The 22037-nt window shown below is 40.5% G+C and carries 20 protein-coding genes; 1 reads left to right on the top strand and 19 read right to left on the bottom strand.

Features of this window, described 5'->3' with window-relative positions; all coding sequences use genetic code 11:
* Nucleotides 1-3 precede the first annotated feature (3 nt).
* Together GMJ66_RS13795 and GMJ66_RS13790 are read right to left on the bottom strand one after the other, a co-directional pair.
* The gene (locus tag GMJ66_RS13795) at nt 4-864 is read right to left on the bottom strand and encodes an efflux RND transporter periplasmic adaptor subunit (RefSeq protein ID WP_156290905.1); all 861 of its coding nucleotides are present in this window, start codon (nt 862-864) and stop codon (nt 4-6) included.
* A gap of 352 nt (nt 865-1216) precedes the next feature.
* The gene (locus GMJ66_RS13790) at nt 1217-1711 is read right to left on the bottom strand and encodes a competence protein ComK (protein ID WP_156290904.1); all 495 of its coding nucleotides are present in this window, start codon (nt 1709-1711) and stop codon (nt 1217-1219) included.
* Between the two features lie 201 nt (nt 1712-1912).
* Between GMJ66_RS13790 and GMJ66_RS13785 the strand changes: the two genes are divergently transcribed.
* Complete coding sequence (locus GMJ66_RS13785; RefSeq protein ID WP_156290903.1) at nt 1913-2101, top strand: YjfB family protein; 189 nt, start codon at nt 1913-1915, stop codon at nt 2099-2101.
* 44 nt (nt 2102-2145) lie between these two features.
* Here the strand turns inward: GMJ66_RS13785 and GMJ66_RS13780 are convergent, their stop codons facing one another.
* The 17 genes from GMJ66_RS13780 to GMJ66_RS13700 all read right to left on the bottom strand — a co-directional run bounded on the left by GMJ66_RS13780 (nt 2146) and on the right by GMJ66_RS13700 (nt 22034).
* Complete coding sequence (locus tag GMJ66_RS13780; RefSeq protein ID WP_156290902.1) at nt 2146-2475, bottom strand: hypothetical protein; 330 nt, start codon at nt 2473-2475, stop codon at nt 2146-2148.
* Nucleotides 2476-2904: 429 nt separating this feature from the next.
* Nucleotides 2905-3327 (bottom strand): 3-hydroxyacyl-ACP dehydratase FabZ, encoded by a 423-nt coding sequence (gene fabZ, locus GMJ66_RS13775; protein ID WP_156290901.1) that lies wholly within the window; start codon nt 3325-3327, stop codon nt 2905-2907.
* A gap of 283 nt (nt 3328-3610) precedes the next feature.
* Nucleotides 3611-3949 (bottom strand): DNA-directed RNA polymerase subunit beta, encoded by a 339-nt coding sequence (locus GMJ66_RS13770; RefSeq protein WP_156290900.1) that lies wholly within the window; start codon nt 3947-3949, stop codon nt 3611-3613.
* Between the two features lie 157 nt (nt 3950-4106).
* A complete protein-coding gene (locus GMJ66_RS13765; RefSeq protein ID WP_156290899.1) occupies nt 4107-4940 on the bottom strand; it encodes a flagellar hook-basal body protein in 834 nt (277 codons plus the stop codon).
* A gap of 30 nt (nt 4941-4970) precedes the next feature.
* Nucleotides 4971-5777 carry a flagellar hook-basal body protein gene (locus GMJ66_RS13760; RefSeq protein WP_156290898.1) on the bottom strand — a complete coding sequence of 269 codons (807 nt, stop codon included), beginning with the start codon at nt 5775-5777 and terminating at the stop codon, nt 4971-4973.
* Between the two features lie 33 nt (nt 5778-5810).
* The gene (gene mreB / locus GMJ66_RS13755) at nt 5811-6812 is read right to left on the bottom strand and encodes a rod shape-determining protein (RefSeq protein WP_156290897.1); all 1002 of its coding nucleotides are present in this window, start codon (nt 6810-6812) and stop codon (nt 5811-5813) included.
* 678 nt (nt 6813-7490) lie between these two features.
* On the bottom strand, nt 7491-7772 hold the full coding sequence (gene spoIIID, locus GMJ66_RS13750) for a sporulation transcriptional regulator SpoIIID (protein ID WP_156290896.1): 282 nt from the start codon (nt 7770-7772) through the stop codon (nt 7491-7493).
* 1066 nt (nt 7773-8838) lie between these two features.
* Nucleotides 8839-9852, bottom strand: coding sequence for an AimR family lysis-lysogeny pheromone receptor (locus GMJ66_RS13745; protein WP_231514933.1), 1014 nt, complete (start codon nt 9850-9852; stop codon nt 8839-8841).
* Between the two features lie 649 nt (nt 9853-10501).
* On the bottom strand, nt 10502-11389 hold the full coding sequence (locus GMJ66_RS13740) for a M23 family metallopeptidase (RefSeq protein WP_156290894.1): 888 nt from the start codon (nt 11387-11389) through the stop codon (nt 10502-10504).
* A 203-nt stretch (nt 11390-11592) separates the two neighbouring features.
* A complete protein-coding gene (gene spoIID / locus GMJ66_RS13735) occupies nt 11593-12783 on the bottom strand; it encodes a stage II sporulation protein D (protein WP_156290893.1) in 1191 nt (396 codons plus the stop codon).
* Between the two features lie 960 nt (nt 12784-13743).
* Nucleotides 13744-14751, bottom strand: a complete 1008-nt coding sequence (locus GMJ66_RS13730; RefSeq protein WP_156290892.1) for an ABC transporter ATP-binding protein — start codon at nt 14749-14751, stop codon at nt 13744-13746.
* A gap of 14 nt (nt 14752-14765) precedes the next feature.
* Nucleotides 14766-15707, bottom strand: a complete 942-nt coding sequence (locus GMJ66_RS13725; RefSeq protein ID WP_156290891.1) for a C40 family peptidase — start codon at nt 15705-15707, stop codon at nt 14766-14768.
* A gap of 182 nt (nt 15708-15889) precedes the next feature.
* Nucleotides 15890-16984: a mandelate racemase/muconate lactonizing enzyme family protein gene (locus GMJ66_RS13720; RefSeq protein WP_156290890.1), complete on the bottom strand. Its 1095-nt coding sequence runs from the start codon at nt 16982-16984 to the stop codon at nt 15890-15892.
* Between the two features lie 17 nt (nt 16985-17001).
* On the bottom strand, nt 17002-17919 hold the full coding sequence (locus tag GMJ66_RS13715; protein WP_156290889.1) for a S66 peptidase family protein: 918 nt from the start codon (nt 17917-17919) through the stop codon (nt 17002-17004).
* 452 nt (nt 17920-18371) lie between these two features.
* A complete protein-coding gene (locus tag GMJ66_RS13710) occupies nt 18372-20042 on the bottom strand; it encodes a peptide ABC transporter substrate-binding protein (RefSeq protein ID WP_156290888.1) in 1671 nt (556 codons plus the stop codon).
* A gap of 18 nt (nt 20043-20060) precedes the next feature.
* The gene (locus tag GMJ66_RS13705; RefSeq protein WP_156290887.1) at nt 20061-21068 is read right to left on the bottom strand and encodes an ABC transporter ATP-binding protein; all 1008 of its coding nucleotides are present in this window, start codon (nt 21066-21068) and stop codon (nt 20061-20063) included.
* 9 nt (nt 21069-21077) lie between these two features.
* Nucleotides 21078-22034: an ABC transporter permease gene (locus tag GMJ66_RS13700; RefSeq protein ID WP_156290886.1), complete on the bottom strand. Its 957-nt coding sequence runs from the start codon at nt 22032-22034 to the stop codon at nt 21078-21080.
* Nucleotides 22035-22037 lie beyond the last annotated feature (3 nt).

Genomic DNA, 22037 nt, shown 5'->3' with positions numbered 1-22037 from the left:
GATTTACTCCCCTCCCGTAATGTCAACCTGAGCACCATCGATTAACATCAGCTGTCCTGTTGTTACTACCTGTTCCCCCGTTTGAATATCCCCCTCAATCGCAGTAACATCCGATTGGGTTTCTAAAACATCCACCATCACTTTGGTGGCCAGATTATCGTTCACTGTGTAAACATACGTCTCCCCATCTTCTTCTGCAAGAGCAGACGTAGGAATCAGGATTGCGGAGGCAATTTTTTCTTCCGGAACACGTATTTCAGCAACAATGCCAGGCAAAATATCCGCTTCTTCCGTTTCTACTGTCGCGACAATTGGATATAGGCCTTTATCATCAGGCAATGTATCGATTTTTGTGATTGTTGCTTCATATTCGGAGTCTTCTATCAATGCAGTAACTGTATCATCTACAGAAAATAAGGCACGAACATTGGCTGTTGTGGAAAACTGGATTTGCATCGTATCTAAATCTGAAACCATCGCAATCGGCTCTTCTGTGTCCGCCATATCTCCTTCGCTTACTTGCAAATTAATGATTTCTCCATCTGTTGTGGCACGAACATTTTGATTGCCTGCCGCTGTGAAAATCGTTGCAATCAGATCATCCTCTTCCACACGGTCACCGTTTGCCACTTCCAATTCTTCCACTTCACCAGGGGTTTGTACGATGAGGGGGGTGGTGCTATTTGGTGCGGTACGTCCGTAAATCGACTTTTCGATGGTTAAATCACCTTCTTCTGCCTCCACAACCTCTACAGCCACCACTCTTTCCTCTTCCTCTTCCGCTTCTGCCGCAGTGTCATCCTCCTCCGAACACGCAGCTAGAACCATCATCATCATCAAGATAGGTAACAGGTACTTCTTCATCCATCATACTCCTCTCTAAGTTCACTTATTCTAAAAGCGTATTTATGTATTGAAATACTCAGCGTTTGTCAGACCTTTGGGCAAATGCCCTAGTACACTTATGTAATAGGAAAGGTTATACGCTTTCATACTATATCTTCATTCTTTTGCAAAAAGTCAATTATTCTCATTAGGTGACTATCATTTTATGCCCCCTATTATCTCACCTTCTTTCCCGCCTTTCCACTCTGGTCTGCTTTCTCCGTTTAAAACAAAAAAGAGGATTTAACACCCTCTTTTTTGTTTACGTTATATTCTATATTTTGGTTTCATTTTTCTTGGTAAACAGGATGTCTTTATTTTGTTTATGTACTCACCACAGTTTCGGGCCTTTTCCAAAAAGCAAACTCCGGTTAAAGTGAACGATAACCTGGCTTGCCCGCTTATATTGCCTGTCAAATACCGATGTCGAAGAATTGATTTCCATACCTGTTCCATCAAAAAAGGACACCATTGTTTTATCATTATGCTCTTTATAATCCTTTATGTGGTGATAAGCTAACCATACGCAGTTTTTATTTTTATTTGAAGCAGTCGGGAAGATGTAAATACCTAGATGAGGGATAATCGGGATTGGAATCTTGCTTGAGGAATGCAAAATTTCTTTGACAACCTCTTTCCTTCCGTTCAGTGTGGAACCATAGCGTTTACAATTATAATCAATAATCTGTTCCGGTTTGAAATGGGAGTACTTGCTGGAATTGTCTGTTTCTTGATTTTCTTCAATGATAAGGGATCGGTAATACATGGAACTTTCCATCAGAATTAACATTTTTGTTTCTCTAGTAACCATGTAAATATGGTACATCACAACAGCTCCTTTTTATTATTTGAACGGGAATCAGTTCTTTATACCCATAACTATTTTACTATGATTTTTAAAAATTGCAATAAATTTTGTTCTAAATTTTAAAAATAATTTATTGTATGGAAGTTTTCTGGCGAATTGATGTTCATGATGCGGACGAAATGATATACTGGATAGAGTACACACGAGGGAGGAATCGCTATGGATATTGCCGCACTTTCTGTCGTTATGGCACAGAATCAAGTAAAGTCCAATGTAGGCATTTCGTTAATGGATAAAGTAATGAATATGTCAGAACAGCAAAGCAATGATTTGACCAAAATGCTTGGGGACTCCGGAGTGACGCCGCCACATCCAACATTAGGAAAGCAACTGGATATTCACGTTTAAAAAAGCAGAACACCTTAGCAAGGCGTTCTGCTTTTCTAACGTTCTTACTGCTGATTTTCATCATCGGGATTCGTAGCATCGTCCTCGATCATCTCATCGTCAGCACCTTGGTCGCCATTTTGCTCATCGTCCTCTGGATTTAACGGAGCTTCATCCTCTTCCATTAATGGAGCTTCATCATCCAATGGGTCATCTTCTTCCATTGGCTCATCTTCCATTGGACCGTCCTCATCCATTGGTGCATCTTCCTGTGGTGCATTTTCTTGTGGTGCATCTTCCTCAATTGGATCTGGCTCATCATCTGTACCACATGCAGCAACTAAAGATAATGCCAGGATTGGCGCACCTAATTTAAATAGAAAGTTCTTTCTCATTAAAAGTATCCTCCTTTGATGTACGTTTCGCCTTTAGGTTTTCCATAATCAAAGAAGTAATACATTTTTTTAATATTTTTTTAACACTTTAGTAAAAAAATCTAATATTTTAACATGGTAATATAATCCATTCGTGGGCTTTTTTATATAGTAAGTATGTTTGCTATGTTGTGCAGTTATTTGGTGATGCTACGTTATCGCAATATTAGCAGTTGATCTGAAAGTCTGATGTAGTATAGTACAGCGTTGATTTCCGCTCCGGCAGTGGCTTTCCGGAGCGGTAGAATAAACTGACTCTTTATATTTAGTGACAAAGTCAACAAATCTTGTCGGTACGGATGAGTAACCTCAGTTCCAATTTAAAAAGCAGCTTTTCTCATAACATTTGAGGTATACGCACCAATGTGTTTATGTAATTCACAATTTACTTTACTTAATGGCAAACGTAATTTCCGCCTCACACGCTATTTCGCCATCGACGGTTGCGATCCCTTTTCCTTTGCCGATAGGTCCTTTCATCCGTGTGATTTCCACTTCTAATTTTAACTGGTCTCCAGGTCGAACCTGACGTTTAAAACGGCATTTGTCCACTCCAGCTAAAAATCCGAGTTTCCCTTTATTTGCTTCCATTCCTAAAACCCCCATGGCACCAACCTGTGCAAGGGCTTCGATAATCAGCACTCCTGGCATTACCGCGTATTCCGGAAAATGTCCCTGGAAAAAAGGTTCATTGACCGTTACATTTTTCAACCCAACAACTCGCTTTCCTTCCTCCATTTCCGTTACTTTATCCACTAATAAAAATGGATAGCGATGTGGGATTATTTCCTTTATTTGTTCAATGTCCATCATTTTTATCTTGCTCCTTTTCGGTAAAAAAAATCAGTCTTGCAGTCATTATATCAAAAGTCTTGTTCTTTTCGAAATGCTATATGCTAAAAGTATGCGTTTTGTGATTTAATATATAAACTGCGATGTAAATATGCTTTCATGCCGCTACGGAATTGACCGCTCATAAGTGTTGAGAGGAACCACTCATAACCATTGTAAAAGAGAACATAAAGCAACAAAAAATACACGCTCTCCCAAGGGAAATAACGTGTATGTTGATTGTTCGCGTTTCAGAATAAACCGGTTATTCCTGTTTTACGATAATATCGATAATATGTTGCCAGGTTTCTGCTCGTAAAGCATCTGTCGGGTTTCCATCGCCCAGAACCCCATAACCGACCATTAAACCTGCTACAAGAGCCGCTGCTGAAAAAATAAGAAGAAGGATAAACCGCAGCCAAATAGGGAAAATTCGCCGTCTTGGCCGTTTCGCATTTCGCTTTTCTTCTTTTTGCTTTTTCTTTTGCTGTTTTCTTGTTTGCTTTTCCGTTGACTGAGATTCTTCCTTCTGAGGCTTCTGTTTGTTCTTTTGCACTCTTCGGTTCGGGTTCTCGACAACTTTTTCTAATTGATCTGTTGACATGGCTTGTAACTCCTTAATCCCTGACAATCACGTTTATTGATTCCTATTTCTATTATATAAAAGTTTATCACAAGATAGTACTTAATATCTAGAATTTTTTAAAAATTACATGTGGTAAGGCTAGGAAATTGGCAACAGCCGAGTATTGTTCCCCAAATTAAGAGCGGAGTCCGTTAACTAGTCCCATCATCTGATCCGTCATCGAAATGGTTCTGGAATTAAATTGATACGACCTTTGTGCTAGAATTAAGTCCGACATTTGCTCGGACAGGTTCACGTTGGACTGCTCTAAAGCATTGCTCTGCAGTAATTGGTCATTGGGTGCCGGATTTTGAATGATTTCGTCAAAGTCATATCCAAGCGCCGCTAAATCAGGAAGACGGAACATATTTTCTCCCACGGCTTCCAGGACATTCGGACGAATCGCTTCAACGACATCAATAGTTCCTACGACTTCTGTTTGTCCAGCACGTTCCACAACGATTTGCCCATTATCGAGAATGTTAACCGAGTCAAAGCCGTCAGCAAATACGATCGGCCCATTATCTCCAAGCACTGGATTCCCGTCACTCGTCGTTAGCATGACAGAACCATCATCATTGCTCGTATTTAAATAAAAAGCACCATCACGGGTATATCTTGTTTCTGCAACACCATTTTCCGTTACTTGGACTTGGAAAAGATAATTTTTATCCAGGAGAGCCGTATCCAGTGCACGACCCGTTGATACAATTGGACCCTGTTCCAAATTAACAGTGGTTGTACCAAGTCTTGCACCAGAACCGATACGAATACCGTCTGGAGTTACACGGTTTTCATTGTTTCCCGGACGATCCAAATTGTCCATTTGCTGGAAAAGTAAGGAGGAAAATTCCGCTCCCCGTGTTTTATACCCAGTCGTTTGGCTATTTGCCATATTATTCCCAATTAAATCTAATTTATTTTGCAGCTGATTCATCGTCACTGCAGCCTGAATCATTGTTCGTGACATGGCATTTTCTCCAATCTTTCATGGCTATTTTTATCCAATTCGACCAACCTCACTAACCGCTTTCCCCATACTCTCATCATACGCACGCAACACGCGTTGATTGGTTTCAAATAAACGGTAGGCATTCATCATTTCTGTCATGGTTTGCAATGCATCCACATTGGAGCCTTCCAGGAACCCTTGCTTAATGGTAAACATAGCATCTGCTGGAACTGCGCCTGCTTCCCCATTAAACAAATCATTACCTTCTTTTACAAAGTCATTCACATTATCCGTGTAAGCAATGCCCAACGGAATATTTTGACCGGCTGCCGTTTCCAGCGCACCATCAGGGGTTACCGTGAATTCCATGCCGTTTGTTTGAATCGGATTTCCGGCCTGGTCAAGAACATAATATCCTTGACTCGTCACAAGAAAACCTTGTCCATCCACTGTAAAGTTCCCGTTTCTTGTATAACGAACTTCCCCTGCATCATTTTGCACTGTGAAAAATAATGAACCTGTCTCATCAGGAACATTTCCTTGGACAATTGCTAAATCTGTTGGTAGCGAGGTTTCCCGGATATCCCCTTGAGAGAAATTCGGAATTGTTTCCTGTACGTATACACCGGTATTTATCGAGCCGATGTGATTATTCACCGGTACGTTGAAGCCATTGGTTGTCGGGATTTTTTTCGAACCCATTTCATTAATAAGGAGTTCTGGAAAAGCACGCATTGTCGCCTGATCTGCTTTGTAACCTGGTGTATTCGCATTGGCTATATTATTTGCTAATGCCTCCTGTGACCGCTGCTGGGAAAGCATTCCACTTGCCGCCGTATAAAAACCTCTTAACATGTAATCTCCTCCATATTAGGGAAAATTCCTACCTTAAATAATCTTTTTATTTTCAATTTTATCAATATTTTCCAGCATAATGCCCGTACCCTTTGCAACACAGTTCATTGGCTCTTCTGCTAAAAATACAGGGACTTTTAATTCTTCTGCCAGCAGATGATCAATTCCGTGAATTAATGCTCCGCCACCGGTTAAAATAATTCCGCGATCAATAATATCTGCAGATAATTCAGGTGGTGTATGCTCTAATACCGACTTCGCTGCCTGGACAATTAAATATACAGATTCTCGAAGTGCTTCTTCAATTTCAGCCGACCCAACCGAAATCGTACGTGGAAGTCCAGAAACCATATCACGTCCGCGAATATCCATTTCTTCTTTTCTGGAGCCTTCAGAAACAGTAGCAACCTGAATCTTAATTTCCTCTGCTGTCCGTTCACCGATTAATAATTTATATTTCTTCTTAATATACTGCAGAATTTCAACGTCGAACTTGTCGCCGGCCATCTTAATCGATTCTGAGGTAACAATTCCTCCCATCGAAAGCACGGCAACATCTGTCGTTCCTCCACCGATATCTACAACCATATTCCCACTTGGCTGATAAATCTCCATGCCAGCTCCGATTGCTGCCACTTTTGGCTCTTCCTCCAAGTAAACTTTCTTCCCGCCAGACTTCTCTGCCGCTTCTTTGATTGCTTTTTGCTCCACTTTTGTAATATTCGTTGGACAGCAAATGAGCATTCTCGGTTTGGAAATAATTCCTTTGACATTAATTTTATTTATAAAATGCTTAAGCATTGCTTCTGTTACATCGAAATCAGCAATAACGCCATCTTTCAACGGGCGAATTGCTTCAATGTTTCCTGGTGTCCGTCCTACCATGCGTCGGGCAGCTTCCCCAACTTCAAGGACTTTCCCTGTATTGCGGTCCATTGCCACAACGGATGGCTCGTTTAAAACAATCCCTTTTCCTTTTACATGAATAAGAACATTTGCCGTACCAAGGTCAATTCCAATATCCCTAGAAAACATGTATCTAGATCCTCCTAAGCTTCTCTATCTTGCATCTGTCCGAAAACATAATGCTACTAATATAATATTTTACCACAAAATTCAACATTTAACTGCATTTATTATAAGATTTTTGTCGATTTTTTTACACTAGCAAGAAAGGGGACTCGGGATATTAGAGTGGAGTTTCTTTTGGTGAATGCTTTTACTATAGAGAATCCTTCACCATTTGTGAACTTTCCTCTCTTTTTATCGGTAGTTTCTTGCTTTTTAAAAGCCTTTTTTGTTTTTTCCAGCCAATCCCTGTTTTTCAGTTTTCGCTCCATTATTTCTGTTCTTCGTCTCATTAATTCAGCATTCATCTCATTAATTCAGCATTCATCCGATTAATTCAGCATTCATCCCATTAATTCAGCATTCATCCCATTAATTCAGCGTTCATCCCATTAATTCAGTATTCATCCCATTAATTCAGCAACATCCCATTAATTCAGCATTCATCCCATTAATTCAGCGTTCATCCCATTAATTCAGCATTCATCCCAATTAATTCAGCATTCATCCTATTAATTCAGCATTCATCCCATTAATTCAGCATTCATCACTTTTTTTCAGCCTTCCCACTTTCCTCGCGCCATTTCAACTCGCAAAAAAGCCAGCCTCACACATTAAAGTTAAGGCTGACTCTCCGCCGGCAGCTTATCCAACGGGTTTTGGTGTATCCTGTTCTTCGGGTTCTACTCTATATTTCTTTTTCGTTGCTTCCCCACCACGTAAATGCCGAATTGCTTTGTGGTATTCGAGGACTTCTTTCACTTGATTGGCTAGTTCGGGGTTTATTTCTGGTAAACGTTCTGTCAGATCCTTATGAACTGTGCTTTTGGAGACACCAAATTCCTTTGCTATCGTACGGACTGTCTTCTTTGTCTCGACGATATGTTTTCCTATTCTTACTGTTCTTTCTTTGATGTAATCGTGCACACCGTTCGCCTCCCTAAGTTGATAACTTCCGAGGTGTTATTTGAGACAAGGTGTTCATATCGATGCGGCTTGTTTAATCATTAGAAAAGTGATCTGAACTTTAAAAAATATCTATGTACTTATTAAATATAGAGTTGTATGGTAATCATAATATTTACATGAATTTTCTGTAAGTTTCCGGAGTAAGAATATATAGTTAGATTGCATTGTTGCATGTACCCTACCAGCCACAGGAGCTCTCACCTCAGATGTTGCTTAATGACTGATTTGTAATCATTTTATTACGCTTAACTCATGTTTATGATAAAAATTGAACATTTAGGACATGGGACAAGAAGTATTTTTATTGCAACAAAAAAAGCCAGCCTATCGAATCGAAAAGCTGGACGTGTCGTAATATTGAAAAAGCCCTTTTCTTGAGCTATGCTGCTTTTTAATATTCGCAGTTGATTTGAAATGCAACGTAACATACCGCTGCGGAAATACACTACGCTGGTTTAGTTCTAGGCAACTCCTATCATTGTTATAACACTAATATGATAGTTGATTGGAACGGAGGGCAGTCGACTACTAAGGGAAAACGGGCAGCTTGAGGACCCCGCAGGAAGTGGACTTCTTCCGAGGAGGCTGAAGCGTTGCCCTAAGGTGGACTGACCGGAGTGGAAATCAACATTGCACAATACTAATTCGCAGTTTATATATTAAGCGTAAAAATAATTTTTAAAAAAACAGCAAAGTTCAAAGCCAAATAGCATGATAAAAAGGATGCTGCACTTTACCCTGTGAGCACCCCTTGTAACTTTGTAAGTAAGTTAACGCTTTAAAAATTGTAAGCAGAAATCAACAATGAGCAGGCATCTGTTGGACGTAAGAGCCAAACCGATTAGATCCACTCTATAAACCACCCAGACCAGGATCTTGTAATATTTCAACAGACCCCGTACTAAATACAATGGCAGCGACAGCTAAAACATAAATAAATTTCCATTTTTTCATATTATCCCTCCTTTCTAAATAGTAGCCCTTACGAATATTGGGCTGCATAAACCAACCACTTGAGTAAAGGTTATATATAAAGCTTCCTTAACTCATTAAGCGGTAATCTACAGAAGAAATAGTCACTCCGTTTATGCACAAAATCCTTATAAGCCTGTAACAATAAGGTCTTGTCCTGTTTCGCCTTACCTAGGTAATATTTACGAAATGGTGTATCAATAGGAACTTCATTAAGTATCGTGATGGCATATTCGTGGTTGCCTTTTGCAATTTCCAGATGGGCTTGTTCACTTTTATCGGTGGTTGTAATATGTTCTGGTTTATTAAAGTGGGCTGATAAAAAAGGAATATTTTGTTGTTCAATCAAATCAATGGCTTCTGTTATATTGTTTTTCTTTGCAATTTTCAGTGCTTCTTTCATGTGATACATTCCTTGGAAATAGGAATCAAAGGTATAGGACAACCCTAATTTGATATGCGTATCCACATGTACCGCGGAGTTTTTAGTTAAATTAAGCAATTTATAACCGTGTTTTCTTGCCATAATTAACTCATTTCGCATTAACGTGTATATAAACGCTACTTGGTTATATCGAATTTTGAAGCTTTCTACTAAATAATAATCATCTATGTTTGGTAAAAGTTTGTCATATCTGTGCAGGAAGTTTCCTAATTCTTGATAATAATTCATATTGAAATGAACATTTACTTTGGAGAACTCCAGTAAACAAAGCAATTCCGGTTCGGTCGTTTTTAGGTGGTTGATTTTATCCAATATGCTAATTGGCTGATACTCTTTCCTTCTTAATTGATATAATATCTTGTAAACTTCAGCCCATTGTCGATTCGATGGATCTGGGGATTCTTCATTGATGTTTATTAAGATTTCCAGGTCATCGTAAAAACCATTCATATATAGAAATTCCATACCTTTTTTTTGAATATCCCTGGAGGATGATTCCAAGCAATACTTTCTCATTAGCTGTATGACATTCTCTTCGTCATACTCGAGTTTTAATGCTTCCTGTAGCTGTTCCAACGTTAAATCAATTGTGTTTGATACAATACTCGCAGACAATCTCAATTCAATTTCCCCTTTCCTATATGAAGAAAACTTCTTTCTCTCTTTTTCTCTATCTATTTTCCTATTACATAAATTTTTGTAAAATTGACGTAAAATGAAAGCAATAACATTGTCAACAATTTAATATTATCATAATTTTAACATAATCATAGAAAAATCGTTCGACATTATCCGAGTTAACGTCGTCAAAAGGCGTCATAATAGGTTTTTCCACCTATTTAGAAGGATATGTTTTTTTACTAATTCAAGAAAATATCGGTTGTTTTTAATAGAATCTATTAGAAAACCTGCCCTAGATTATGTCTTTAAATATCAAATCAACTAGTAGGGCATGAAACCTTATTTATGAGCGTTACTCATCCTTTTATGAGCGGGAATCTTTTTTATGAGCGCCACTCATTCTTTTATGAGCGGGAATTCTTTTTTATGAGCGCTTCTCACCCATTTATGAGCGGGAATCTTTTTTTATGAGCGCCTCTCACCCATTTATGAGCGGGAATTCTTTTTTAATGAACGCCCCCCCTCCCTTTTATGAGCAATTTATCGGTAGTCTTAGAGTTTGTATCAACTGCGAAATAACATTTTTCCCCCAACAAAAAAATACCCTAGCAAGATTGCTAGAGTATTTTTGATTTGCCTACTTATTTAATTAGGCATTGTCAGAAGAATCGTCTTCGTCTTCTTCTTCATCTTCATCCGTATCTTCGCCTTCATCTGGAGTTTCTTCAGAATCATCAATTGACTCTGAGTCATCTTCTGTATCAGCTTCTTCGCTTACAGCAGAATCTTCATTCGCTTCAGATTCCTCAGTCACTTCTTCGCCTTCTACTTCATCCAAACTACTTACCGGCTGATTAAAGTAGCTTTCTGGATTAACTACTTTTCCAGCTTTTCTTAATTCAAAGTGTACATGTGTACCATTGTCTTTTCCGAAAATATTTTGCCCAGCTGTACCTAACTCGTCACCTTGTTCTACTTCATCACCAGCAGTTACAGTAACTTCATCAAGGCTTGCATAGTAAGTCATCACATCATTTTCATGTGAAAGTACGACAACATTACCTAATAACGGATCTTCCTTTACTTCTGTGACTGTACCACTTAGAGATGCAACTACATCAAATGTTTCTTCAGCAGCAATGTCAATTCCTGTGCTTTGATAGTATCTATCATTGTAAAATACTAAAGCATTCTCTTGATCTTCTTCTGATGCACTGTAATCATAGAATTTAGTTACGATTTCTGCTTGATCTGGATCCATTAAAGGAAGCTGAATAACTTCCTGCTGATCTACCACTGGTTCGGCATCATCATCAGCTGCAGTTGGTACATAGTCCTCTGACATTTCCCCGTCCTGCAATTCCTCATCCTGCATTTCTTCATCAGCACTTGGAACGGAACTATCCAAATTTTGATACCATACAACAACTGCTAATAGAGTTGCAGCAAGCCCTAAGTATAATGCTGGGAAAAACCATTTTTTCCGGAAAATTTGACTCCATTTATTTTTTGGAGTATTTTTGTTTTCTTCATTCATTAGAACATCACCTCAAAAACCATTGTTAGCAGAAAGTGAGAATTATATACATCTCCGGAAAAAAATTATTGGATTTTATGCATTTTTTAGGAAAGATGGGGAAAAGTAAGAGATTGTAACGGCTATACTTTAGGATTTTTAATATGATAGGTTTGAGAGATTTTGGGGAGAAGATTACCTTCATCCCAATAAAAAACCCCCGTTTATTTAGAAACGAGGGTTGGTGCGGTGTCATTTACCGTGCTGATTTCTACACCTTGATAATAATGATTGATGATGTCTTCATAATTCTTTCCCTGTTGTGCCATATAATGGGCACCATACTGACTCATTCCAATTCCATGACCATAACCTTCTGTCGTAATCACAAAATGGCCATTATTTTGTTTAATCGTAAAATCACTCGATTTCAAGTCCAGTCTTTCCCGGACATCTCTTCCGGAAAAGGTATGTCCCTCAATGCCAATCTCTTTCACCCGGCCGCTTTCTGTCCGTGACTCTTCAATATATGCTGGCTGATCATCCGGTAAGTCGATTTCCAGAGCCGCCTCGACTTGTTCTATCGTATACGTTTCCTGGCTTAAGTATTTTGGTGAATCTTTATCCCATGGGCTTTCCACACTTCGTAAATAGGGTAACTCATTTTCCCAGTAATCCTCTGAGTTCTCCGTATACCCATTACTCGTTGAGAAAAATGCCGCCGTAATCGGTGCATCATTATAAGTTAGGATTTGCCCTTTTGTCGCGTTTACTGCTTCTTTAATTTTGTTCATTTTTTCCGTATATTCACTACCCCATTGCTTGATCAGCTCTTCTTCACTTTTATAAACCTGATGCTGAACTGTATCTGTCACATCATATCCCGAAGCTTCTTCCCCATGAAGCAAATGGTTAACTGTATACGTCCTTGCCGCAAGCGCCTGCGCCTTCAATGCCTCCAGTTCAAACTCTGCTGGCATCTCAGAAGCAACCACACCTGCAACATAATCTTCCAATGGAACATCCTCCACCGTCTCTGTTGATGTTCGCATCACCTCTACCGCAAAAGGTGACGATGCAAGCTCCACGGTTGCCTGGATAGCATTCGCTTCTGTCGCCAGTTCTTGTTCACTATTTCCAAAGGGAATAACAATTATGGCTGGGACGACTAAGATGACCATAATCAATACGAGTATGGCAAAAGCAGTCGGGAGCTTCCATGTTCGTTTTGCCTTATTCAGATTTGGCCGATTTTTAGTTGTTAGGGGAATTACTTTCTTAAATTTATTCTTGTTTGCTTGATAATAGCTGCTTCTTCCATGTGATGATTTCTTCTTTTTTAGTTGTCTAATGATTGATGCATTCTTTTTCTTCCATCGCTTGACTGGTTTGTACGGATATTTGTGCTCCTTCACAGCTTTCCTCCTTTATGTCATTTATAAATGGAATTAATCTAGCAACCCTACTATTAAATGTATACAGCACCCGAATTCAATAGAACCAAAATTTTTCAGAAGCACGAGTGATGCATGGGAACAGTTTTTTTGCTTCAACTGTCTGGGCCATGGAAGGGCGAGGGACTGTTTTAGTGTTCGGGTAGTTAGAGGTATTTATAGTAAGTGCAATTGGAGGTCTTCCTTAGGGTTTGCTGCCTTATTTTTTTGGGTGGCTCTTTTATTAGAGATCCTTCCTATTAAATAAAATGGGCATCAAGAATGGGGGCTACGTGACTGAATGCTTTTATTTTTTATTCATGGGGGCACTTAGAAACCATTGGAGCGGTTTCATCAATCAGAACTGGAAGGGTATCAACCGTTTGTAATCCTTAGAACGCTTCTACATGACCGAATGTACTCTCTTTTCATTCATAAGGGTATCTAAAACGTTTCTACGTGACCGAGTGCTTTCACTCCTCATTCATAAGGGAACCTAGAATGCTTCTACGTGACCGAGTGCTTTCTCTTTTCATTCATAAGGGCACCTAGAACCCGTCTACGTGACCGAGTGCTTTCACTCCTCATTTATAAAGGCACTTAGAACGCTTCTACGTGACCGAATGGCTCTCACTTATCTTTCATATAGTCACTTAGAACCCTTGTAAGTGACCAAATAAAATCACTTTGCACCCAATAAGGCATCTAAAACGATTCTACGCGACCAAATACATTCAATTTTCTTCATATAGACACCTAGACTTCGTGACCGATCTGACCTCGACTCTTTAATCAAATGGCCCTGGCACAAAAGTATTTTAGTTAAAGAAAAATCCGAACTATAATTCAAAATTCCTCTGTTGGAATTTGAATTAGTTCGGATTTACACACTTTTACCTTCAGTGGCTCCAAACCATCACTACCATACATCTTCCCCACGATTCAATTCATCACTGGTGCAATTTTCTCTTTTTCCTTTTCGTCCAATGTGTCATCGTATAAATGGCATGCCACATAATGGTTTTGTTCGACTTCCTGCCATACCGGTTTCTTCTTCGCACACACTTCCATCGCCATCGGACAACGAGTACGGAAAACGCAGCCGCTTGGTGGGTTCATTGGACTTGGAAGCTCTCCTTCTAAGATGATTCGCTTCCGCTTTTCCTCCAAATCAGGGTCCGGAATGGGAATCGCTGATAGTAAAGCCTGGGTGTATGGATGAAGTGGATTTTCATAGAGTTCGCCACTATCGGATAACTCCACCATATTTCCAAGATACATCACACCAATGCGGTCGGAGAATTGGCGGACCATCGCCAAATCATGGGCAATAAACAGGAAGGTTAGCCCCTTCTCTTCCTGAAGCTCTTTTAATAGATTGACCACTTGTGCCTGGACGGAAACATCCAGTGCAGATATGGGCTCATCGGCAATAATGAAATCGGGGTTGAGCGCAAGTGCTCTGGCTATCCCAATACGCTGACGCTGCCCGCCACTGAACTCATGGGGGTAGCGATTCGCATGATCCCGTGATAGACCAACCTCTTCCAGTAGTTCATAGACTCTCTCCAATTGTTCGGTCTTGCTTTTAAAAAGACCGTGAATCTCCATTGGTTCAGATATGACTTCTTTAATTGTCGACCTTGGATTTAAGGAAGCATATGGGTCCTGGAAAATCATTTGCATTCTGCGATAAAAGGAAAACTTTTCTTCCTCACTTAAATCATGAACTTGTACCCCGTCAAAAATAACATCGCCACTAGTTTTTTGGTACAAGCCCATTATCGTGCGGCCAATCGTGGATTTCCCACAGCCTGATTCGCCTACCACACCAAATGTTTCCCCTTTTTTGACATGAAACGACACATCGTTTACCGCTTTAAGCATTTGCCCTTTTCCCATTTCAAAATGCTTGGTTAGATTCTTCACTTCCAGCATCTTTTCTTCCATCCATACTCCCCCTTTTAATCACGCCAGTAACGTCTTGCCGCACAAAGTTCTTTTTCATATTTTGTGCCCGCTAAAGAGATAACCTCAATTCCCTTACCAGTTTGTGGTGAGTGCAACATTTTTCCGTCCCCATAGTAAATTCCTACGTGATGAATTCTGCCCTTCCCTTCTTCATAGGCAAAAAATAGCAAGTCACCAGGCTGTAGTGCATCTAGCGCAACCGCTTCACCGGCGTTTGCCTGGTCTCCAGCATCACGAGGGATCCTATATCCATTCGCTTTATGAGTCGCATAAGCGAGCCCTGAACAGTCATAGCCAAATGCACTCATACCTCCCCAAAAATATGGTAGGCTGATATATGGGATTCCAGCTTGGACAATATCTTCTCCATTCCCCTGTTCAATTCCTTCCTCTGTAGAAAAGATGTGAACATCCTTGCGCGGTAAATAGCGATTTCCATGTGGGGTATTCACTTCCACCCTTTCCTCTCCTACCGCTTCAACCGGCAGCATCGTTAGGTAGCTAAGCTTTTGTACTTTTTCACTGGCTTCGTTTTCCAGCCATGCTTTATCGGCTTGGATGGCAGCTGTTTTTGACTTCACCCATTTCTGTTTATCTACCTTTGCTAATTGTTTAAGTGGCACCCAGCCCGGATATCCTCGTTCATCCTTTTTCGATGGCTGGCTCGGAACAATGACATGCGCAAAGTCATCCTTTATTTCCGTTACGAGAACTGGCTCTCCGTATAAAATCTGTGACTGTACTCTATTTTCATCACATAATGCCAGGCTGTCTTCGTAGGATAAGGATTCAATCCAGCCTTCAATATTTGTTGGGTATGTCGTTCCATGTCGGTCTATTTCCCTTGCTGACTCCGGTTTTGTCCAAACTGTAGCTACCTGCACAGCGGCTACCCACATTTCGTCAGGGAATAGTTCAAACGTTTGTTTAAACATGATGATGCCCCTTTCCTTTTTTAAATGAATGAATCAAACGTTTGTTTAATTATTTTATTTATAATACAGTAAGCGATACGCCGATATAACGGGACAATAAATCTAAAAACTTCGGTGCTCGAATTTTTGTGGAATCGCACGAATTACACCAAATCCACAATCGTTAAACAAGTCAAAAACACTTATTTTCCGATATAAGACTCATCTATTCCACTAATTCCAAGTCCACTGCCTACACCAAAATCTATGATGCTTCCATTGTAAGCAATACCTCCACGTGCTATGTCACCAGCGAGCATTAATGGCGCATCAAAGTCAAAACGGGTAACATTTGGTTGGCTTGCGGCAAAATGGGCAGCAGCCGTTATGCCAATTTTCGTTTCAATCATACTTCCAACCATACACTCCACCCCGTAAACAGCAGCGAGTTTTGCAATTTTCAGCCCTTGGTGAATGCCGCCTGCTTTCATCAATTTAATATTAATCAAATCCGCAGCTCCAGATTCGAGGACACGTTTTGCGTCATATGGCGAAAATACACTCTCATCTGCCATAATTGGTGTTTCGGTGTTATTTGTTACATATTTCAGTCCTTCATAATCATGGGCTTTAACCGGTTGTTCGATAAGCTCAATATTTAATCCAAGGTCTTCCATTTTACGGATAGCCTGAACCGCTTCTTTTGGCTTCCATCCCTGGTTGGCATCTAATCGGATGACAACATCTGATCCAATTTCATGTCGAATCGCTTCAATTCGTTGAACATCGGTATTGATCCGGTCTTTCCCTACTTTAATCTTTAAAACGTTAAAACCATTATCCATATATTTCCTGGCATCTGCTGCCATTTGTTCCGGTTGATTCACACTAACCGTATAATCCGTCTCCAGCGTATCCTGATATCCGCCAAGAAATTGATAGAGTGGCATCTTTGCTTTCTGAGCAATACAATCATATAAAGCCATGTCAATTGCGGCTTTCGCACTCGTGTTTCCGAACATGCTTCCATGTATCTTTTCGAAAATTATTTCACGATTGGTTAGTTCTTCTCCGATTAATATAGGTGCAAACACCTTTGTGATTCCGTATTCTATGCTATCGAGGCTATCTCCTGTAATAACATGGGTTGGAGGCGCCTCTCCCCAACCAGTCGTGCCATCCTCACATGTTATCTTTACTACAATTGTTTCTGCAACCGTCACAGTTCGAAGCGCCGTTTTAAAAGGCGTATGCAAGGGAATCGCCGCTCGAAATGTATTCACTTCTGCAATTTTCATTTTACTTCCTCCTATGTTTACTTCACACCTGATGCAATATGCAAGGCTTTCTCATCTGTTGAAAGGGTTGCTTCTGCTCCTAACGGGACAGCAAAATGCGGGATACAATGGCCAATTTGAAATCCACTCATCACTGGAATATCGAGATTTGCAAAATAATCCAGGAAAACTTCTTCTAAAGTTAGGGAAGAAGACAGCTTTGTTTCTGTATTAGCAAAATCACCGACAATGATTCCTGCAGCTTCCGCTAGTTTTCCTGATAATTTTAACTGATTCAGCATACTATCCACACGATAGGGCTCCTCCCCAATATCTTCTATGAGTAGTATTTTGTCTATCATATCGATTTCATATGGCGTCCCCATCGTACTGGCAATCAAGGACAAATTCCCTCCAACCAGCTGACCTTTTGCCTTTCCTGTAGAAAGTACGTGCAGTGGGGAAATATCCTCTGAATAGGCCAGATGGGTAGGTTCAAAGAGCTGCTTGAACATAGATCCTGAAAATTCATCAAAGTCTTCTTTTCCAATATCAGATGCTACCATTGGTCCGTGAAAGGTTACAAGGCCTGTCAATTGCCGAATGGCTGTGTGCAAATAAGTAATATCACTATAACCCCATATGATCTTAGAGTTATTTTTCACCAGGTCATAATCAATTCCCGGAACAATGCGTCCTGTTCCATATCCACCACGGGCAAAAATAATCGCATTAATATGAGGATCAGCTATCATTTGATGAAAATCCTCTAAACGTTGTTCATCCGATCCAGCTAAGTAACCATGGACCTGCTCCACATGCTTACCAAGCTGTACGTGAAGACCGAGATTTTCAAAAAATGGGATAGCTTGCTTTATGTTAGCTAATTCAGGAGGTCCTGCGGGGGCAATGACACCAATGGTATCCCCTTGTTTTAGCCGATTTGGGTAAATCATGGTTGGTCACTTCCTTGCTGTGAATTATGTATATAAACCTATATATCTATCTAAACACGTACACTTGCTTTCAATCAATAAAAATTAATAAAGTGAAACTGGCTGTTTGATCCCACTTATCATTCATGTATTTTCCTCGAATTCCTGAAGTGGGATTCTTGCAGCCAGTTAATCATGGGATAAATGGGAAAAGTGTTTGCATCCAAATAACCGCTTCTTCCACTTATGAGCAGTATTTCTTTTTTATGAGCGCTCTCTCCCGTTTATAAGCAGTATACTTTTTATGGGCGCTTCCGCTTCCTACTTAGTCCAGCTCCAGCGCCCAGCGACTAGCGTAGCTTCCCTCACCTCCGTACGATAAGTCAACATCGATTCACTTTCGTTCATCGTGTTTCCTTTATCTCCTACGGCTCGTTCCAGCTCGTACGTCGCTAACCGGGCGCTTCCGCTTCCTACTGTTTATCTGCATATTTCAAATCAAAGTATCCAACCGGGTGACGGAGGATTCCGGATACACCCTCCGCTTCCAGCACAACCGTGTTATAGTAGCGAATTGGGATCGCAATCATTTCGTCTGCCAGCATTTTCTCTGCCTCATATAAATATTCCCAGCGTGTTTCTGGATCTACTTCTGATTTTCCTTTTTCAATTAATTCATCGTATTCTGCACTGGAAAATCCGGTTCGGTTCATGTAAGAATCAGTGATAAAGCTTTCCAGGAAGTTAACTGGGTCATTGTAGTCATTGATGAATGAGCTTCGGGAAAGCTGAAGCTCCAGATTTTGCTGTGCTTCTACAAAAACTCCCCACTCCTGATTTTCAATAGATACTTCCACCCCTAAACTTTCCAGGAACATATCCTGTAACGCTTCTGCTACCGCTTTATTTGTGTCACTGGTGTTATAGGATAGAGTAATATCAGGTAATTCATCATACCCTTCTTCTGCCATCCCTTCTGCAAGCAATTGCTGTGCGAGTTCTGGATCGTAGCTTACAAGGTCTCCATTCACATCACGGAAATCTTCCCCTGTTGGAGATGTAAAGCCAGGAGAGATGAAACCATATGCAGGTTCTACCCCATTTTTCACAATGTATTGTGCAATATCATCCCGATTTACCGCGTATGAAAATGCTTGCCTAATCTTCTTATTTTGAAACGGCTCTGCCGTTACATTAAGACGGTAAAATTCTAACCCACCATATGGACCAATGAAGACATTATCTCCATCAATTAATTGATCGGATAATTCTGGTGGAATGCTTGCTGTATCCAGCTCTCCACTTTCAAACATTTGATATTGTGTATTGGTATCATTTACCATTGCAAAATGAACTTTATCTAATTGGACGGCACCTGCATCCCAATATTCCGGGTTTTTCGCAAATACCATTTCGACATCATGATCCCATGATTCCAGTAAAAATGGACCATTTGCTACAAATGTATCTGCTTCTGTATGCCAATCTGGGTTTTCTTCGGCAACTTGATGGTTAATCGGGAAGAATGCTGGATTCGTCAGTACATCAAGGAAAAATCCAGTTGGTGCTTCCAATGTTACTTCCAATGTTTTATCATCTACTGCAGTTACCCCAACATCATCAGCTGAACCTTCCCCAGCGTTATAAGCTTCTGCTCCTTCAATAAAATATCCAAGGAATGCTGCAGGTGAACCTGTTTCCGGATTGAGCATGTATTTCCATGCAAACACAAAATCCTCCGCTACAACCGGGTCCCCATTTGACCAGTTTGCCTCTTGGCGAAGATAGAAAGTATAAGTTAAGCCGTCATCCGAAATATCCCAGTCCTCAGCAACGCCTGGTCCGGCAACATGATCTTCATCCAAACGAGTTAAGCCTTCCATTAGATTGTTTAATGGATCCCATGATACCGCATCAAAACCAATCGATGGATCAAGTGAGGTCGGTTCAATGCTATTATTTAGGCGCAAGACCTTTTCTCCACTTGCCTCTTCTACCCCTTCCTCGGCTTCTTCTTCCACCCCTTCTTCTGGTGACTCTGTTTCTGTTTCATCTGCTGGTTCTCCTGCATCCTCACCAGTTGTACATGCAGAAAGCACGCCAACGGTTACGATTGCCAGAAGAAAAATAAGAAACTTCTTCATGCCTTTTCCCCCTTTTTATTAAAATGATTTACTAGCTGATTCAGCTAGAATATGCTTAGCCCGCTTATCCTGCAACCAACAGTTCACTTGATGTGAATCTGAAAGCACGGATTGTTCGGGATAAACTTTATCACACACCTCCATCGCGTATGGGCATCTTGCTGTAAAAGGACAGCCTTTAGGAGGTGAGAATAAATCAGGTGGTGTCCCATCGATTGGTTGAAGCTTCCCTCTTTCATCTAATCTAGGAACTGAGTTTAATAACCCCTTTGTATATGGATGCTGCGGGTTGTAGAAAACATCCCGCTTGGTACCTGTTTCAATAATTTTACCGGCGTACATGACAGCAATTCGATGGGCAATTTTAGCAACGACCCCTAAATCATGGGTTATTAGAATAATAGAAACTCCTGTTTTCTTTTGAATTTCTCCGAAGAGTTCCAGAATTTGCGCTTGAATCGTGACATCCAAGGCTGTTGTTGGTTCATCGGCAATCAGCAATTCCGGATCGCAAATGATTGCCATGGCAATCACCATCCGCTGACGCATCCCGCCACTAAATTGGTGCGGATACTGTTTCAACCTTTCTTCTGGATTTGGAATCCCAACCAGTTCCATCATCTCGATTGCCTTCTTTTTCGCTTCACTGGCTGAGACATTTTTATGTTTGCGCAAGCCTTCCATTAGCTGCGTACCGATGGTTAATGTAGGATTTAAAGCGGTCATCGGGTCCTGGAAAATCATCGATATATCCACACCACGAATCATCCGCATTTTTTTCTCAGAGAACTCCGTTAAATTCTGGCCTTTAAAGTGAATCGTCCCTTTGGAAATTTTTCCAGGAGGACTTGGAATTAACCGCATAACCGCATTGGATGTAACACTTTTCCCACAACCGGATTCGCCGACAATTGCCAACGTTTCACCCTTATTCAAATGTAAATTTACCCCTCGAACCGCCTGAACCGTTCCTCCATAGGTCGTGAAGGTTACATGAAGGTCTTTTATTTCCAATATTTTTTCCATGATCGTCACCTACTTTCTCAGCTTCGGATCAAGTGCATCCTGAAGCCCATCCCCTAAAACATTGAAAGCAAACATTGTAAAGGAAATAAAGAATGCGGGGAAAAACAATGTCCACCAGTTTCCGGAGAGAATGGCACCGAGGGAATCATTTGCCATCACACCCCAGCTTGCATATGGGGATTGAATCCCTAATCCTATGAAACTTAAAAATGCTTCTGCAAAAATGGCAGTTGGTACGGATAATGTCATTTGTACAATGATTGGACCCATCGCATTCGGCAGCAGGTGCTTACGAATAATTCGCGATGTTTTTCCTCCAAAGGATTGGGAGGCGAGAACATATTCATAGTTTTTAATTTGCAAAACCTGCCCCCGAACAATTCGGGCCATTCCTACCCATCCGGTAATCGTTAAAGCTAGAATAATTGTAAATAGACTCGGACCCAATACGACAAGCAATAAAATCGTGACGAGTAAACTTGGAATTCCATATAATATTTCAATGATTCGCATCATAACATTATCTGTACGACCGCCTTTATACCCGGAGATACCACCATAGATAATTCCAATAAACACATCAATCATTGCAGCTACCAATCCAACGAACAGCGAAATTCTGGCTCCATACCATGTTCTCGTAAAAACATCCCGGCCGGCTGCATCAGTGCCAAACCAATGTTCCGATGATGGTAGCTGATACTGATTTGGTCGGTCTTGTGTGTTTACTTCATACGGACTTAAAATTGGTCCGAGGATAGCCATAATGGTTAATAATATAAGGAAAATTAGACCTAACATGGCCATTTTGTTTTGTCGTAATCTCCGCCATGCATCCTGCCAGTAAGAAAGGGAAGGTCTTGCTACTTGTTCTGCTGCATCTTTATCCTTTTCTTTTAATGTGAACCACTCATCGGGTATGCTTGAGGAAGATGGTGCTGGATTGATTCCATTCGCTGTTTTCATCTT

Origin of the sequence: Oceanobacillus salinisoli (genome assembly GCF_009733865.1) — a bacterium.
Lineage (GTDB): Bacteria > Bacillota > Bacilli > Bacillales > Amphibacillaceae > Oceanobacillus > Oceanobacillus salinisoli.
Note: the sequence above shows the minus strand (reverse complement) of the source record. Positions and strands in the feature narration are given on the sequence as shown.

Bases quoted from the DNA above. Each gene is read 5' to 3' on its own strand.
- GMJ66_RS13795 (WP_156290905.1), bottom strand. From the start codon at position 864: ATGAAGAAGTACCTGTTACCTATCTTGATGATGATGATGGTTCTAGCT.
- GMJ66_RS13790 (WP_156290904.1), bottom strand. From the start codon at position 1,711: ATGTACCATATTTACATGGTTACTAGAGAAACAAAAATGTTAATTCTG.
- GMJ66_RS13785 (WP_156290903.1), top strand. From the start codon at position 1,913: ATGGATATTGCCGCACTTTCTGTCGTTATGGCACAGAATCAAGTAAAG.
- GMJ66_RS13780 (WP_156290902.1), bottom strand. From the start codon at position 2,475: ATGAGAAAGAACTTTCTATTTAAATTAGGTGCGCCAATCCTGGCATTA.
- fabZ (WP_156290901.1), bottom strand. From the start codon at position 3,327: ATGATGGACATTGAACAAATAAAGGAAATAATCCCACATCGCTATCCA.
- GMJ66_RS13770 (WP_156290900.1), bottom strand. From the start codon at position 3,949: ATGTCAACAGATCAATTAGAAAAAGTTGTCGAGAACCCGAACCGAAGA.
- GMJ66_RS13765 (WP_156290899.1), bottom strand. From the start codon at position 4,940: ATGTCACGAACAATGATTCAGGCTGCAGTGACGATGAATCAGCTGCAA.
- GMJ66_RS13760 (WP_156290898.1), bottom strand. From the start codon at position 5,777: ATGTTAAGAGGTTTTTATACGGCGGCAAGTGGAATGCTTTCCCAGCAG.
- mreB (WP_156290897.1), bottom strand. From the start codon at position 6,812: ATGTTTTCTAGGGATATTGGAATTGACCTTGGTACGGCAAATGTTCTT.
- GMJ66_RS13740 (WP_156290894.1), bottom strand. From the start codon at position 11,389: ATGAATGAAGAAAACAAAAATACTCCAAAAAATAAATGGAGTCAAATT.
- GMJ66_RS13730 (WP_156290892.1), bottom strand. From the start codon at position 14,751: ATGGAAGAAAAGATGCTGGAAGTGAAGAATCTAACCAAGCATTTTGAA.
- GMJ66_RS13725 (WP_156290891.1), bottom strand. From the start codon at position 15,707: ATGTTTAAACAAACGTTTGAACTATTCCCTGACGAAATGTGGGTAGCC.
- GMJ66_RS13720 (WP_156290890.1), bottom strand. From the start codon at position 16,984: ATGAAAATTGCAGAAGTGAATACATTTCGAGCGGCGATTCCCTTGCAT.
- GMJ66_RS13715 (WP_156290889.1), bottom strand. From the start codon at position 17,919: ATGATTTACCCAAATCGGCTAAAACAAGGGGATACCATTGGTGTCATT.
- GMJ66_RS13710 (WP_156290888.1), bottom strand. From the start codon at position 20,042: ATGAAGAAGTTTCTTATTTTTCTTCTGGCAATCGTAACCGTTGGCGTG.
- GMJ66_RS13705 (WP_156290887.1), bottom strand. From the start codon at position 21,068: ATGGAAAAAATATTGGAAATAAAAGACCTTCATGTAACCTTCACGACC.
- GMJ66_RS13700 (WP_156290886.1), bottom strand. From the start codon at position 22,034: ATGAAAACAGCGAATGGAATCAATCCAGCACCATCTTCCTCAAGCATA.